The following is a 14549-nucleotide window of genomic DNA, read 5'->3' as shown; positions in this document are numbered from 1 at the left end:
GCCTGGCGGCAACATTTACCAATATGCCGATATTTACTCTATTATTTTGCCTGCTTTTGCGGGTAAAATAGCCGCCATTCGGATAGAGATGTAATTCCCATTGAACAAAGAAATATTGCATTCGGCGGTTAACTTTTTAGCCAGGCGCGAACACTCGGAAAAAGAGCTGGTGAATAAGCTTAAAGCCAAGGACTATGCCCCTGATGAAATAGACGTCGTTATTGAACATCTAATCGCAAAAGATTATTTAAGTGATCAACGTTTTGCCGACAGTGTGTTTCGTTATCGCCTCAGCCGGGGATTTGGCTGGCGTTATATTCAAAATGAATTACAGCAAAAGGGGGTTAGCGCCGCCCTGATTAAAGCGCTTGGCCAGGAGCAGGATACCGACTGGTATCACCAGGCCGAACTTGCGTATAATAAACGCTTTGCTCTCAAAGAAATCAAAGATCAAAAAGATAAAGCCAAGCGGATACGTTTTCTCCAATACCGTGGTTTTTCGATCGACGAAATTATGGCAGTATTGCAAACAGATTAACTTTTTCAATTAATTGGACAGACCCATGATAAAGACCAGTGCCGAAGTACGTCAGGCATTTTTAGATTATTTTGCATCTAAGCAGCATCAAATCGTTTCCAGCAGTTCACTTGTGCCGGGCAATGACGCCACCTTACTTTTTACCAATGCCGGTATGGTGCCATTTAAAGACGTCTTTTTAGGGGCTGAAAGCCGCAGTTATACCCGGGCAACTTCGTCGCAGCGTTGTGTACGCGCCGGCGGTAAACATAACGATTTGGAAAACGTCGGTTATACCGCACGCCATCATACGTTTTTTGAAATGCTGGGTAACTTTAGTTTCGGCGATTACTTTAAAGAAGATGCCATTCGTTTTGCCTGGGAATTTTTAACGGATGTGTTAAAGCTGCCAAAAGAAAAGTTATGGGTGACGGTTTTTGAAGAAGACAGCGAAGCAGAAAAAATCTGGTTGGAACAAATCGGTGTAGATCCCGAGCGTCTTTCCCGTATCGGCGCCAAAGATAATTTCTGGTCTATGGGGGATACCGGTCCTTGTGGTCCCTGTACCGAGATTTTCTACGATCATGGCGAAGAGATCTTCGGTGGTCCTCCGGGCACTCCGGATGAAGACGGCGATCGCTACATTGAAATCTGGAACCTGGTCTTTATGCAGTATAACCGTCATGCAGACGGTACCATGGAGCCTTTACCTAAGCCTTCGGTAGATACCGGCATGGGACTTGAGCGTATCTCGGCCATTATGCAAGGGGTACACAGTAACTATGAAATCGATATCTTCCAGGGGCTGATTAAGGACGCTGCCAACTTACTTGGTTGCGATGACCTTGAGCATAAATCCCTGCGGGTGATTGCCGATCATATCCGTTCATGTAGCTTTTTAATTGCCGATGATGTGATGCCGTCCAATGAAGGACGCGGTTATGTTTTGCGTCGTATTATCCGCCGCGCCATTCGTCATGGTCACAAGCTCGAAGCAAAGTCTCACTTCTTCCACAAACTTGTGGCGTCCCTGGCTAAGCAAATGGGGGAAGCCTACCCTGAGTTGATCCAGAAGCAGGAAATTATTGAAAAGATCCTGCGTATTGAAGAAGAGCAGTTTGGCCGTACTTTAGACCGCGGTATGCTGTTGCTTGAAGATATCTTAGCTAACCTTAAAGGGGATACCATCGCCGGTGATGATGTCTTCAAGCTTTATGATACCTATGGTTTCCCTGCGGATTTAACTGCGGATATTGCCCGTGAACGCCAGCTGAAAATCGACCATAACGGTTTTGATGTTGCCATGGGCCTGCAACGTGAGCGTGCCCAGCAGGCCAGCCAGTTCGGTACTGACTATAATGAGCAGATGAAATCGGATCACGATACCCGCTTTAAAGGTTATACCAACAGCTCTTACTCATCGACTGTTGTGGAAATCTTCAAAGACGGACAATCGGTATCTCAACTGGAGAATGGCGAGCAGGGGGTTGTGATCCTCGATGCTACGCCTTTTTATGCCGAATCCGGCGGCCAGGTAGGGGACAGCGGTGAGCTGCATCTGCCGGGCGGTGTTTTTGAAGTAACCGATACCATCAAATTAGGCAATGCATTTGCCCATGTCGGCGTTGCCCATACCAGCGTGCAGTTAAATGCCAGGGTTAGAGCTGAAATTGATACCGTGCGCCGCGCCGCTATTGTCAAAAACCACACCGCGACGCACTTATTACATGCCGCGTTAAGAAAAGTATTAGGAGAGCATGTTACCCAGAAAGGCTCCCTGGTTGAGCCGGAAAAATTACGTTTCGATTTTTCCCATTTTGAAGGGGTGACCCTGGATGAACTGCGTCAGGTTGAGCAAATGGTTAACGGTGAAATCCGCCGTAACCTTGAGCGTCACACCGCGTTAATGCCGATTGATGAAGCCAAAGAAAAAGGTGCTATGGCCCTGTTTGGTGAAAAATATGACGATGAAGTACGGGTGGTAACCTTAGGTGAGTTCTCAACCGAACTTTGTGGTGGTGTGCACGTTGAACGCAGTGGTGATATCGGCTTATTTAAAATCACCTCAGAAGCAGGCATTGCTGCCGGTGTGCGCCGTATTGAAGCGGTAACGGCCGAAGCTGCGCTATGTTTTGTTGACCAGCAGTCTTCTTCACTTGCCAGCATTGCCGCCCTGGTGAAGTCCGATGTGCCGGGGGTAACCGGTAAAGTTGAGCAGCTGCTCAGCAAGAGTAAGCAACAGGAAAAAGAAATCGCCCAGTTAAAACAGCAATTGGCAGCTCAGGCGGGCTCTGATCTGGTATCGCAGGCGAAAGATATTCACGGCGTTAAAGTCCTGGTAGCCGAGCTTGACGGCGTTGAGTCAAAAGCCTTGCGCGGTATGATGGATGAGCTGAAAAATAAAATGCAATCCGGCATCATTATGTTGGCTACCGCCAACGACGGTAAGGTTGGCCTGATTGCCGGTGTTACCAAAGATCTGGTTGGCCGTGTAAAAGCGGGTGAGCTGGTGAACATGGTGGCCCAGCAGGTCGGTGGTAAAGGCGGCGGCAGACCGGATATGGCGCAAGCCGGCGGCAGCCAGCCGGAAAATGTTGCACCGGCACTGGCCTCAGTTGAGCCCTGGTTAGCGGAAAAACTGTCTTAACACGACGTGGCCGTTATTGTTCAAAAATATGGGGGAACCTCTGTCGGTTCCCTCAGTCGTATAGAAGCGATCGCTGAAAACATCATTGCCACCCGGCGTCAGGGACATCAGGTAGTGGTGGTTTTGTCGGCCATGGCAGGTGAAACCAATCGCTTGTTATCCCTTGCCACCGCCCTGGATCCCAAGCCGGCAACCCGGGAGTTGGATATGCTGCTATCTTCCGGTGAGCAGGTCAGTATCTCCTTGCTGACCATTGCCCTGATCCAGCGTGGTTTTTCCGCGATTTCTTTGCTTGCCCACCAGGCGGGCATTAAAACGGATAACCATTTTGGCCGGGCGAGGATCCGCTCGGTGGATAATAAACGTTTGCTTGAGGCGCTTGAGCAGGAACAGGTGGTGGTGATCGCCGGTTTTCAGGGCATGGATAGCGAGCAAAATATTACCACCTTAGGCCGGGGAGGCTCAGATACCTCGGCCGTCGCCGTTGCCGTCGCACTTGAAGCAAGTGAATGCCAGATATATACCGATGTGGACGGTATTTACAGTGCCGATCCCCGTATCGAACCTCAGGCAACACGATTGGAGGTGATTGCTTTTGATGAAATGTTGGTGATGGCAAGTTTAGGGGCCAAGGTATTGCAAAACCGGGCGGTGGAATATGCCATGGCCCATGATATGCCGATCAGAGTCTTGAGTAGTTTTGATATAGGAGATGGAACGAAAGTGATCAATGAAGCACTTATGGCAGGTGAGTCGAAAACATCGCAACCTGTGTCGAATATTGCCCATCATCAACAGGAAGCTTTGCTGACCATTAGTGATGTTATTGACGACAATACCATTGCCGAAATTTTTGTTTTGTTAGGTGAGGCAGGGATCGAAGTCGATATGATTTCTGCTGAAATGCAAAGTAATTGTAAACACAGGGTTAAATTTTCTATACATCGTAATGATTGTGCTCAGGCGAGCGAAAAATTACACGAAATGGCGCAAAAAAACATCATAGGTGCTATTCATTGCAATCAGAAGATTGTTAAAATATCGGCGATAGGTATAGGACTAAAATCCCATGCCGGTGTTGCAGGAAAGTTGTTTGCTGCATTAGCCAAAGAAAATATCAATGTGTTGATGATATCAACATCAGAAATCACTATTTCTGTCATTGTAGATGAATTAAATCTTATCAAGGGGGTCAGGTTGCTACACCAGACCTTCGGATTAAATTCACCAAAGAATAACTAGTTATTTTTACAAAGTTTACAGTGACTTTAGTGCGCTTTGTTAGAAATTAGTCTAACTTTATTTATTACTAGCTTATAAATATTTAGTGGACCTCATTTTAAAGAGAAAGGAACAGTAGAATGTTAATATTAACACGACGAGTCGGTGAAACGTTGATGATTGGTGACGACGTTACCGTTACAGTTTTAGGTGTTAAAGGTAATCAGGTGCGTATAGGTGTTAATGCGCCGAAGGAAGTTTCAGTTCATCGTGAGGAAATATACATGCGTATACAATCCGAAAAAGGTGATACAGACCCTACAGGGAATAAGTTTTAATTTCACGGCAGTATCCTGGCTAGCACTAGCCTGAATGATGTATTTGTGAAAAAGTCAGCAGCTTTCTCTTCGCATCGCGAATTTGAGCCCGGGCAAAAAAACTTGGTGTAGCGTGTTGATATAAAAGGCCGGCAATTGCCGGTTTTTTTATGCCTGAAAAAAATCATCATAAACAATAACTGCTGCGATAGGAAAATTTCTAATAAGGGTCCCGGCTATTTTTTCTGGTTATTTGTTGTTTTTTCACTGTATTGACCCGAATATTTCTTTTATTTGGCTATTTATCGATGATTGCGGGCAATAAACAGCGGCTGACAGACAAGAATGACTTAATTTAACTACCAGCGGGCCGTTATCTGAATTAATCTTGCCAAAACTCCACGCCAGTTTTATTGGATAAAACCGGCGGTTTTTATGCCTTTTAGGCTGAAAAATACACGTCCTGGCTGTTTTCTCGGCAAACAGTGAAAAAGATAAAAGAAAAGATAAAAAAGTGTTTGACTTATTTTTTAGATCCATTAATATTCGCACCCACTGGAGAGGTGGCCGAGTGGCCGAAGGCGCTCCCCTGCTAAGGGAGTATAGGCTTTATACCCTATCGAGGGTTCGAATCCCTCCCTCTCCGCCATTGCGGACGCGTAGCTCAGCTGGATAGAGTACCTGGCTACGAACCAGGCGGTCGCAGGTTCGACTCCTGCCGCGTCCGCCACTTTTTCTTCTGATAAAGTGGCAGCAATGAAAGTGACAGTTTATATTAAGACTGGATAAAGAAATTAATATACCGCGGACGCGTAGCTCAGCTGGATAGAGTACCTGGCTACGAACCAGGCGGTCGCAGGTTCGACTCCTGCCGCGTCCGCCACATTCCATGTGGAAGAGAAAGCCCGACTTTTAAGTCGGGCTTTTTTTTGTCCTGATTTTTTTATTCGGAATTTATACCAGTTGCATTAAGTAGATGACCCAAATTCGGTGAGGATAAATTTTCAAGAAACCCCTTTATCGTTCCAGACTAAAGCTAAGCACCTGCATCCATGCAGGCGAGGCGTTTGGTTGAGCAATAGCAAGCTATTGTGATTGAAAACAACGCAGGACTTGGAGATTTAGAGCATCCGAAGCTGGTTAGATATTTAATAAAATTGGTATTATGATTTTCATGTCCTTTGGTGAATAAAATAAGCAGCAGTTATTGCTCTGCACCTCGGGGATATTTTTCCTGAATACGCTTCCGGCGCTTTGTGCATTTTTCTTTGATCAATCTTGACTGGCTGACAGACAATGGGGTGGCTAGCACTACGGTTAATAACGGTATACCCGAGTTAGTGGTTGTCAGTTTGTTTGACAATAAAGTTCAACAGCTCAATGGTAATTGGGCTTATGGACTGACAGATAGCCAGCATCCTGAACATAGCTATTTAATTGAGCAACAGACTCATGCCTTATATCGTGCCAGTTTGCTTATACTTGATGATGGTTTAATCATTAACGTAAATAAGCTTACTAAAACTTAAGTAACCCTGCTAAATGGCTTTTATCACGTAAAAATAGACGCAAATATTTTGTATTATGGTCGTGGTGAAAACAATAATGGTTTTTTAAATGCGCTGCCATTAAACAATATTGATAAAGGCCGTAAATATCTTTCGAATAACTTTTCTGGCTATGACGCTAGTAACGGCAAGGTCATGATAAGTGATATAGAAAGCCTGGAAGGCGACGTGCATCGCACCATGAATTAAACAGTCATGACAAGGATAAATGTTAGTATTTATATGCTGAAATATTCATTAGTTACAGCCCGTGAAAAATTGATGGCCAGTTGGCTAATAAGCCTAATGCCAGTCAGCTCTTAATTGACCGGCATTAAAATTTTTGGGCTGGCTTTTATCTGTGAAGGAGTTGATTGACGAATTTAGTCGCCGCAGGTTTGGCTCCTGGCATGATAATGCGGGAAGTTTTTCATCAATGAGTTTGTTTTTTATCCAATTAATATTTATTCGATAATTTTTAGGAGATTATTGCGAATATTATTTGACATATTTTTTAGATCTATTAATATTCGCACCCACTGGAGAGGTGGCCGAGTGGCCGAAGGCGCTCCCCTGCTAAGGGAGTATAGGCTTTATACCCTATCGAGGGTTCGAATCCCTCCCTCTCCGCCATTGCGGACGCGTAGCTCAGCTGGATAGAGTACCTGGCTACGAACCAGGCGGTCGCAGGTTCGACTCCTGCCGCGTCCGCCACATTTTATGTGGTTATAAGAAAACCCGACCTATGGTCGGGTTTTTTTTCGCCTGAAATTTGTCTTTTTTGCCTTCTAAAAACGCATTGAATAGTACCATACCTGCCTCTTGCTGCCTGCATCTGATAGGAGTTTTGTTAACAGCTTTAAAAAATATAAGTAGCCGCCTTTTGGCAATTTTTAACTTTTATTAAGATTAATTTTTTCACTTTGAGAAAATGATTTTGTTATCGTGTTGTTATATAAAGTTTTTATTGTTTTAGGCTTTGATGCCAAGAAGTTGACATTCAAATTGTTTTTATGTAGTTTTTATATCTAAAAATATAATAACAAAAAATTTACAATATCAGTTTCCCATCACACTCAGGAAAAGGATGGTAGTAGTTTTAATTATTTAGACTATCCGGATAAGTTGCAGTGGACGCAGCATCATTTTTATTCTTCCACGCTTCTTTTAGCACGAACAGTAGCCAGGCAATAGCGCCTTTCCGTTCAGCCTACCGATAAATTGCTTTTTGCTCAGTCAGATAATTATTTTACGCCGGTTTTAGGAAACTGATCTCAGTAGATTATTAGGCATAATTACAATAATAAATGGCATAACAAAGGTTTCTTTGTGACATAGGGATATATTGTCAAAGTGGGCTGTTGGATATTAACGGTTCGCCATAAGGAAAGCATTATTGGCTTATATAATAAATACTTGCCCGGGTAATGTAACAACAAACAACCTGAGTCACTGTATTTGTAGTTGTCATATAACCATTAAACAGGCTTTGATATGAAGTGGCAGAAAATTGTTAAAGATGAGCAGCAAGCAAAATGTAAATTGGCGCTTGAACGCATTTTGCAGGAATTAACTGCAAAGCCCCTGGCCGAGAAGGATTTGTCTTTATTTGGCGGTATTGGCGGAGAAGTGGTTTTCTTATGGCAGCTCGGATGCGCCTACCCTGAAATGCCGGCACAGGATGCGGTTGATGAAAGGCTTGATGCCATTCAAACAAACTTAGCGCAACTAGGCCACCAACTGGCGTTTAGCAGCGGACTTTCCGGTATCGGCTGGTTATTCGAATTTTTGCTGCAACAAGATGACTATAACGGTGAAATCAATGAAGAGCTGGAGCTGTTACTTAAGCAGCACCTGAGCGAAAACTGGCAGGGAGAGTATGAATTTATCTCCGGTTTGCTAGGCTATATCACTTTTATCCAGCGACGGGCACGGGGCACCCGGGATATAAGCCTGCTGCGACAAGCACTACAGCTGTTATTACAATATTCTACAGCCACCGCCGACGGTCATGCCTGGGAAACTGCTGTCGATTCTGTTTATAGCTTTAACAAGCAAGCCCCCGAGTTTAATTTAGGCCTCGCCCACGGCGTGCCCGGGGTCATTGCGGTATTAACTTGTGTGTGTCAGCACTACCCGGCTTTAAGGGCTGAGTTTGAACCTGTGCTGGCTTCTTGCTGTCAATGGCTGATGTCCCAGACCCGGGAAGAAAAAGAACCCGGCTCCCGTTATGCTTATTCCGCTTGCACCAACGGCCATACCCGGTTGGGCTGGTGTTACGGTGACTTAAGCAATGCCCTGATCCTCGGCAGGGCCGGCAAATTATTAGCCGATGACGTACTCTTTCAATTCTCCCGCCAGCTGATGCTGGCTACCAGCAAACGTTTAGATGATGACTCGGGTGTGTTCGATGCCGGTATTTGCCATGGCAGTGCGGGAATATGTTTGATGTACCAGCAAGCCGGTGAACTGTTTGATGCTCCTGAACTTTTCATTACAGCCCAATATTGGCTGGATCATACTTTAGCGCGCTTTGAGCGCGATGGTCTCAACGGGTTTGATAAATACTCGGTGGCTGATGAATGTTATCTGTCTGAGTCAGGTTTACTTGAAGGATATACAGGCGTAGGTTTATGCCTGTTATCAGCGTTAGGGCATTCATCCGACTGGTCGGAATGTTTGCTACTTCAATAAGGATTTATAAATGCAAAACAATTCGGTATACGCAGATAACTTTTTTCTTGCCCGCTCCCCTAAGTTCTCCTTTGAGACACTAACCCGGTGGCAAGGTGAACACAGTGAATTAGTACAAGCGTTAAAATCCTGGCTGGAGCAGCCGGGGGTGAAAGAGGCGCTTTATATTGCCAGTCCGTCATTATGCGAGCGGCTGTTGGAGTGGAAAGTCAAACCCGGCAGCAAACAAGAGAAAAAGCTGATTCATTCGCTGGCGAAATATTTTATCCGCATGTGTTCGCGTCCGACACCGTTTGGCTTATTTTCCGGGATCTCCAATGGTGAAATAGCTCAGGAAAACCGGTTTGAATTACCCGCCGATTTAGCGAGCCGCCGCATTACCCGGCTGGATATGTTTTATCTGTCGTCAATTAAAGACTTGCTGGCGAAAAAGCTGGCGGATAATCCCGGCCTTAAGGTGAAACTCAATACCAGCAGTTACCCGGTAGGGGATCAGCTTAGATACATAGAAGCCTATCAATCGAAAGATGCCCGTCATTATCGTCTGAGTTCGGTGGAAATCGATGAGTGTATTACCTGGCTCCGGCAAAACTGTCAGCAGGTACAGCTATTAGGCCGGTTAAAAGCAGACTTTAAAGCCAGCTTCCCGGAAGCCGACAGCGAAGATATCGATGAATATTTTGCTTCCCTGGTAGAAGAAGGGGTCCTGGTGCCGGAGCTGCTATTGTCGCTGACCGATCCCGAGCCGGCGACCTTATTGGCGAAACAACTGGTAGCGCTGGGAGAGGGTGAGCTGGCGGATGCGATAATGACGGCAGTACACAGGATAAATGAGATAGATAAAGCCAGCGGCGCCGATATCGGTGACTATAAAGCCATTTATCAGCAACTAAAAGCACTGCCGTTTGAAGTGGAAGAAAGTAAATTATTCCAGGTGGACTGGTTTAAAGGCGGTGAAAACCTGACCCTGTCCGAGTCGAGTACCCGGCAGTTGCTCGATAGCCTGACCCTGCTCCATAAGGCCTGTTACCGTAAAAATAACGCCCTGGAAACCTTTACCACTGAGTTTAATAAACGCTTTGAAGGGCAGTTTGTCCCCTTAAGTTACCTGCTCGATGATGAATCGGGGATCTCCTATACCGATGATACCGGTTATGAAACGCCGCTGCTGGCAGGCTTGCAATTAATCGTCAATGGCGGCGAAGGTAAACTACCGGCAGCTAATGCCCTGGAATCTTTATTGCTGGATAAAATTGCCCTGAGTGAGGGCAGTAATACCGAAGAGCTGAGACTCAGTAAAAAAGAACTGAAAAAATTGACCGCCGATATTAAAACCGTGCCGCAATTGCCGGGTTCTTTTTCTGTGATGTGTTCCTTGCATAACGATGAGCATGGCCGGGAACAAATACATTTTCAGGGGATCTCAGGTCCGTCTGCCGGCAATCTGATGGGGCGCTTTTGTCATTTGGATGACAAACTGTATCAGAACGTGAAACAGCATTTAGAAAAAGAAGAAGCCTTACAGCCGGATGCCGTTTTTGCCGAAATTGTCCATTTACCCGAAGGCCGCCCCGGCAATGTTATCGCCCGGCCAAGGCTCAGGGAGCATGAGATTGTCTTCCTGGCGGATACCAGTTTAAGTTCGGATAAGCAGATCCCGGTCAGTGATCTCTATGTTTGTGTTGAAGGCAGTCTGGTGAAACTGTGGTCTAAACGTTTAAACAAGCAAATCATTCCGCGCTTGTCTTCTGCCCATAATTATTCCAGCCGTAGCCTGGGGATCTACAAGTTCCTGTGCATGTTACAGCACCAGGAAGTCTCGGCACCGAATTTTTCCTGGCCGGCAAGCCTGAATAATGTTGCCTACACGCCCAGAGTCAAACTCGATAATATCATTTTAGCGCCCCGGACCTGGCGCCTGGATAAAGCCGAATTGGAGAAAATTAAGCCGGATAATGATTTTGCCGACAAGGTTCAGGCTTTGCTGAAGAAGTTTAATTTACCCCGGGTGGTGACCTATTCGGTTGCCGATAATGTCTTGACCCTGGATTTATTAAATCCCATCTGCTTTGAGATCTTACTCAGCGAAATAAAATATGCGCAGAAGGTCACGTTAAAAGAGTCCGTCGTGCACGTTTTTCCGAGTAAATTGCAGCAGCAGGGGCAGCATTTTGCCCATGAATTGCTGATCCCTTTTATCAATAAAAATACCCGGATATCGCCCGTCTATGCCGATCATCCGGATCGCCAGCTGGACAGAAACGCCCGAAAGCGTAATTTTATGCCGGGATCGGAATGGCTGAGTATCAAAATATACGGCGGTAACAGCCAGGTCGAAAAGGCCCTGATTGAAAAGCTGGCGCCGGCCATGGCAGAGCTCAAGGCAAGCGGGGTATATGAGAAAAGCTTTTTTATCCGCTATGGCGATCCCGACTGGCATTTAAGGCTGCGCTTTTATGGCGCACCGGACAAGCTGATGCAGCAGGTATTACCCGCCTGTTATGCAGAGCTTGATCCCCTGATCCAAAACGGTCAGTTAAAACGGATAGAGCTCTTTACCTATGATCGGGAAGTGGAACGTTATGGCGGGGCAACCTCAATGCCTTATGTTGAGAATATCTTTGCCGCCGACAGCATTACCGCGATAGAAACCGCCGAGCTGAGCGCTGAATATGATGAAACCGCGCGCGGTTACGCCGCGATTTTAGGCTGCGACCGCCTGCTTGATGATTTTGGCTTATCCATGCAGGAAAAGTATGAATTAATGGATGGCCTGCGCATAGGTTACGGTAAAGAATTTAATGAGAATGCCCGGTTAAGGAAACAGCTGGGAGAAAAATTCCGTGAACATGAACAAGTATTAAAAACAGCACTGGTATCAGAAAACGATGATGCCCTGTTTAGTGAGATCAACAGCATACTCAAGCGAAGGAGTGAGCTGATAGCGCCGGATGTGAAAACGATCCTGGCGCTGGACAAGGATGGAGTATTAGGCTGTGAAATTACAACACTGCTTAATTCCATATTACATATGCATACGAACAGGATGTTTAAGGCTTACGGGCGACAACAGGAGTTGGTGGCATATGACTTTTTAAGGCGGTATTACCATTCAAGCCTTAAACACAGTTAGAAAACAACAATAAGGAAGAAAAAAATGAAACTAACTTTGAAAAAAAAAGCAGTTAAGCAATTAAGCAATGACGTCAACCTTTTGCCTAAAAAAGAAACGGCAGCGATTGCCGGCGGTTTGGCTTCAGCGAACAAAACCATAGTGTCGGTTGTGCATAGTTGTGTTTGTAAGCCGAGTGAAGTTGACTGCTTTTAATTGATAATAAGGAATAAAAATGAAACTGACTTTAAAAAAGAAAAATTTAGCTAACCTTTCTAAAGACTTAAATGAATTGCCGAACGAGCAAACTAAAGACATTAATGGTGGAGCTGTGACCTTGAAGGATTGTGAGCATATTACCACCCATACCTATACCGTTGCCTGGGGAGATTGTCAGGTAGAGATGTAATTTTTACCTGAATGAGAAAAAGCAGAAGCCTTTAGCAGGCTTCTGCTTTTTTAATTAACCTTGAGCGTTTTCTTTTAAATAGCTGAACAGGTTTTTATAATGCTTGCCGGTTTTCTCGGCGGCCTTTTCTTTGGCGGCATGGCGGACCAGCTGGCGTAATTTTTGCCGTTCCAGCCCCGGGTATTCTGCCAGCAGGGCTTCAATGGCATCTGCCCCTTGTTCAATTAATTCATCCCTGAGCTGTTCCAGGCGGACAAATTTGGCGGTTTCCTGCTGATGTTTGTTGGCCATCACATCCATGGCCTGGTGGATAGGGGCCAGGTCGGTTTCCGACAATACCTTGGCAATATAGCGGATATGACGGCTTAAAGCTTCGTGTTTATTCTGAATTTTATCCGCAAGCACCATGGCTTCCTGTAAGCTCTCCGTGAGCGGCAAGCGGCTGCGCTGATGCTTGGACATCTTTACCAATTGCAGGGCAAATTCCTGCAACTGGTGCATTTCTCTTTTTATTTCAGATTTACTTTTCAGATCTTCATCTAATTCGTCGATATCGTGTGAAGAGTGGTGCATAATGTTTGTTATCAAAAGAAATAATGTCTCTAGTATACAACAAAGCAGTTAAGGCAAAAAACCTTAATCTTGGAATGCACTGTATGTTAGCGTGGCAGCAGGATAAAAAATAACATCATGAGCGAATCAAACAGTCTTCTTGAACAAGTAGATCAGGTAAAAACACGTGTAGCTAAAGTGCTCGAACTCGCCAAGTCTTTAGGGGCTGACGGCGCCGAGGTTGCCATGAGCCGTCAGCAGGGATTAAGTGTCAGTACCCGCCTTGGCGATGTTGAAAATGTCGAGTTTACCAATGACGGCGCTCTGGGGATCACGGTTTATCAGGACGGACGTAAAGGCAGTGCTTCAACCGCAGATTTATCCGAAGCTGCCCTGGCGAAATCGGTTCAGGCGGCGGTGGATATTGCTAAATATACTTCGGTAGATGATTGTGCCGGTCTGGCGGATAAAGAGCTGCTGGCGATGGACCCTCTTGATCTGGACTTATATCATCCCCATGAGATGAGCACAGATCAGGCGATTGCCATCGCCAAAGAATGTGAAGATGCCGGCCTCGGCTTTGATAAGCGCATTACCAACTCTGACGGCGCGACCTTGGCAAGTTTTGAAGGCTTTAAGGTCTATGGTAACAGTCACGGCCAGCTGGTGGGGTATCCCAGTAGCCGCCATAGCCTCAGTTGCGTGATGATCGCCAGTGACGGCGATGATATGCAGCGGGATTATGCCTATACCGTCAACCGTGACTTTGCAGGCCTGGTTGACGGTAAAACCATAGGCGAACAGGCCTCAGAAGAAGTCTTGTCACGGCTGAACAGCCATAAGCTGTCAACGGCTAAAGTGCCGGTCATGTTCCGGGCGGATATTGCCAATACCATTTTTGGCCACTTTATTGCTGCCAACAGCGGCGGTAATTTATACCGAAAATCTTCATTTTTGGTTGATGCCTTAGGGCAGGAAATATTTCCTGAATTTTTATCTATCCATGAGCGTCCGCATCTGGCCAAGGCTCTGGCGAGCAGCCCTTTCGACAGCGAAGGGGTGAAAACCACAGACAGGGATATCATAGTTAACGGTCAGCTGCAAAGTTACCTGTTGACCAGTTATTCCGCCAGGAAATTAGGTTTAAGTACCACAGGCCATGCCGGCGGCATCCATAACTGGCTGGTCACGGCTAACGGCGGCGATTTCGATGCTATGCTGAAACAGTTGGGCACAGGTTTGCTGGTGACCGAATTGATGGGGCAGGGGGTGAACGTGGTCAACGGTGATTATTCCCGCGGCGCTGCCGGCTTCTGGGTAGAAAACGGCAAAATAGCCTACCCGGTATCGGAAATCACCATAGCCGGTAATTTAAAAGATATGTTTAAAGGCCTGGTGGCGGTCGGCAGTGATACCGATATGAAAGGCAGCATACGCACAGGTTCATTATTGATTGATGAAATGCAGGTTGCCGGTAATTAACCGTAAAGCTGGCCTTTGAGCGAGCTTAAACAGCAAAAGCCCTGAAGCATG

At 45.9% G+C, this 14549-nt stretch carries 12 protein-coding genes and 5 tRNA genes; 16 read left to right on the top strand and 1 reads right to left on the bottom strand.

Translation table 11 applies throughout. The features are described from left to right. Positions 1–100 precede the first annotated feature (100 nt). From SG35_RS23090 to SG35_RS23020, 15 genes are all read left to right on the top strand, one after another. The gene (locus SG35_RS23090) at positions 101–538 is read left to right on the top strand and encodes a regulatory protein RecX (RefSeq protein WP_044830471.1); all 438 of its coding nucleotides are present in this window, start codon (positions 101–103) and stop codon (positions 536–538) included. Between the two features lie 25 nt (positions 539–563). Further along, on the top strand, positions 564–3164 hold the full coding sequence (gene alaS / locus SG35_RS23085; RefSeq protein WP_044830470.1) for an alanine--tRNA ligase: 2601 nt from the start codon (positions 564–566) through the stop codon (positions 3162–3164). A 6-nt stretch (positions 3165–3170) separates the two neighbouring features. Next, a complete protein-coding gene (locus SG35_RS23080) occupies positions 3171–4406 on the top strand; it encodes an aspartate kinase (RefSeq protein WP_044830469.1) in 1236 nt (411 codons plus the stop codon). A 119-nt stretch (positions 4407–4525) separates the two neighbouring features. Further along, on the top strand, positions 4526–4723 hold the full coding sequence (csrA, locus tag SG35_RS23075) for a carbon storage regulator CsrA (protein ID WP_044830468.1): 198 nt from the start codon (positions 4526–4528) through the stop codon (positions 4721–4723). Positions 4724–5259: 536 nt separating this feature from the next. Next, positions 5260–5351: transfer RNA gene (locus SG35_RS23070), tRNA-Ser, on the top strand. Positions 5352–5355: 4 nt separating this feature from the next. After that, a tRNA-Arg gene (locus tag SG35_RS23065) sits at positions 5356–5432 on the top strand. Positions 5433–5508: 76 nt separating this feature from the next. Continuing rightward, positions 5509–5585: transfer RNA gene (locus tag SG35_RS23060), tRNA-Arg, on the top strand. A gap of 385 nt (positions 5586–5970) precedes the next feature. Then, positions 5971–6231 carry a hypothetical protein gene (locus tag SG35_RS23055; protein WP_274055253.1) on the top strand — a complete coding sequence of 87 codons (261 nt, stop codon included), beginning with the start codon at positions 5971–5973 and terminating at the stop codon, positions 6229–6231. Positions 6232–6279: 48 nt separating this feature from the next. Beyond that, positions 6280–6459 carry a hypothetical protein gene (locus SG35_RS23050; RefSeq protein WP_044830466.1) on the top strand — a complete coding sequence of 60 codons (180 nt, stop codon included), beginning with the start codon at positions 6280–6282 and terminating at the stop codon, positions 6457–6459. A 331-nt stretch (positions 6460–6790) separates the two neighbouring features. After that, positions 6791–6882: transfer RNA gene (locus SG35_RS23045), tRNA-Ser, on the top strand. Positions 6883–6886: 4 nt separating this feature from the next. After that, positions 6887–6963: transfer RNA gene (locus SG35_RS23040), tRNA-Arg, on the top strand. A gap of 780 nt (positions 6964–7743) precedes the next feature. Further along, positions 7744–8943 carry a lanthionine synthetase LanC family protein gene (locus SG35_RS23035; RefSeq protein ID WP_044830465.1) on the top strand — a complete coding sequence of 400 codons (1200 nt, stop codon included), beginning with the start codon at positions 7744–7746 and terminating at the stop codon, positions 8941–8943. A 10-nt stretch (positions 8944–8953) separates the two neighbouring features. Beyond that, on the top strand, positions 8954–12076 hold the full coding sequence (locus SG35_RS23030; protein WP_044830464.1) for a lantibiotic dehydratase: 3123 nt from the start codon (positions 8954–8956) through the stop codon (positions 12074–12076). A 24-nt stretch (positions 12077–12100) separates the two neighbouring features. Beyond that, on the top strand, positions 12101–12271 hold the full coding sequence (locus tag SG35_RS23025) for a hypothetical protein (RefSeq protein WP_160298205.1): 171 nt from the start codon (positions 12101–12103) through the stop codon (positions 12269–12271). Positions 12272–12290: 19 nt separating this feature from the next. Then, positions 12291–12464 carry a hypothetical protein gene (locus SG35_RS23020; RefSeq protein ID WP_160298204.1) on the top strand — a complete coding sequence of 58 codons (174 nt, stop codon included), beginning with the start codon at positions 12291–12293 and terminating at the stop codon, positions 12462–12464. 54 nt (positions 12465–12518) lie between these two features. On the opposite strand, the gene yjgA is transcribed toward SG35_RS23020, so the two are convergent. Further along, positions 12519–13037: a ribosome biogenesis factor YjgA gene (gene yjgA / locus SG35_RS23015; protein WP_044830463.1), complete on the bottom strand. Its 519-nt coding sequence runs from the start codon at positions 13035–13037 to the stop codon at positions 12519–12521. A gap of 117 nt (positions 13038–13154) precedes the next feature. Here yjgA and pmbA point away from each other — a divergent pair, with 117 nt between their 5' ends. Continuing rightward, complete coding sequence (gene pmbA, locus SG35_RS23010) at positions 13155–14498, top strand: metalloprotease PmbA (RefSeq protein ID WP_152646441.1); 1344 nt, start codon at positions 13155–13157, stop codon at positions 14496–14498. The last annotated feature ends 51 nt before the right edge of the window (positions 14499–14549 follow it).

The organism is Thalassomonas actiniarum, assembly GCF_000948975.2.
Classification (GTDB): domain Bacteria; phylum Pseudomonadota; class Gammaproteobacteria; order Enterobacterales; family Alteromonadaceae; genus Thalassomonas; species Thalassomonas actiniarum.
Note: the sequence above shows the minus strand (reverse complement) of the source record. Positions and strands in the feature narration are given on the sequence as shown.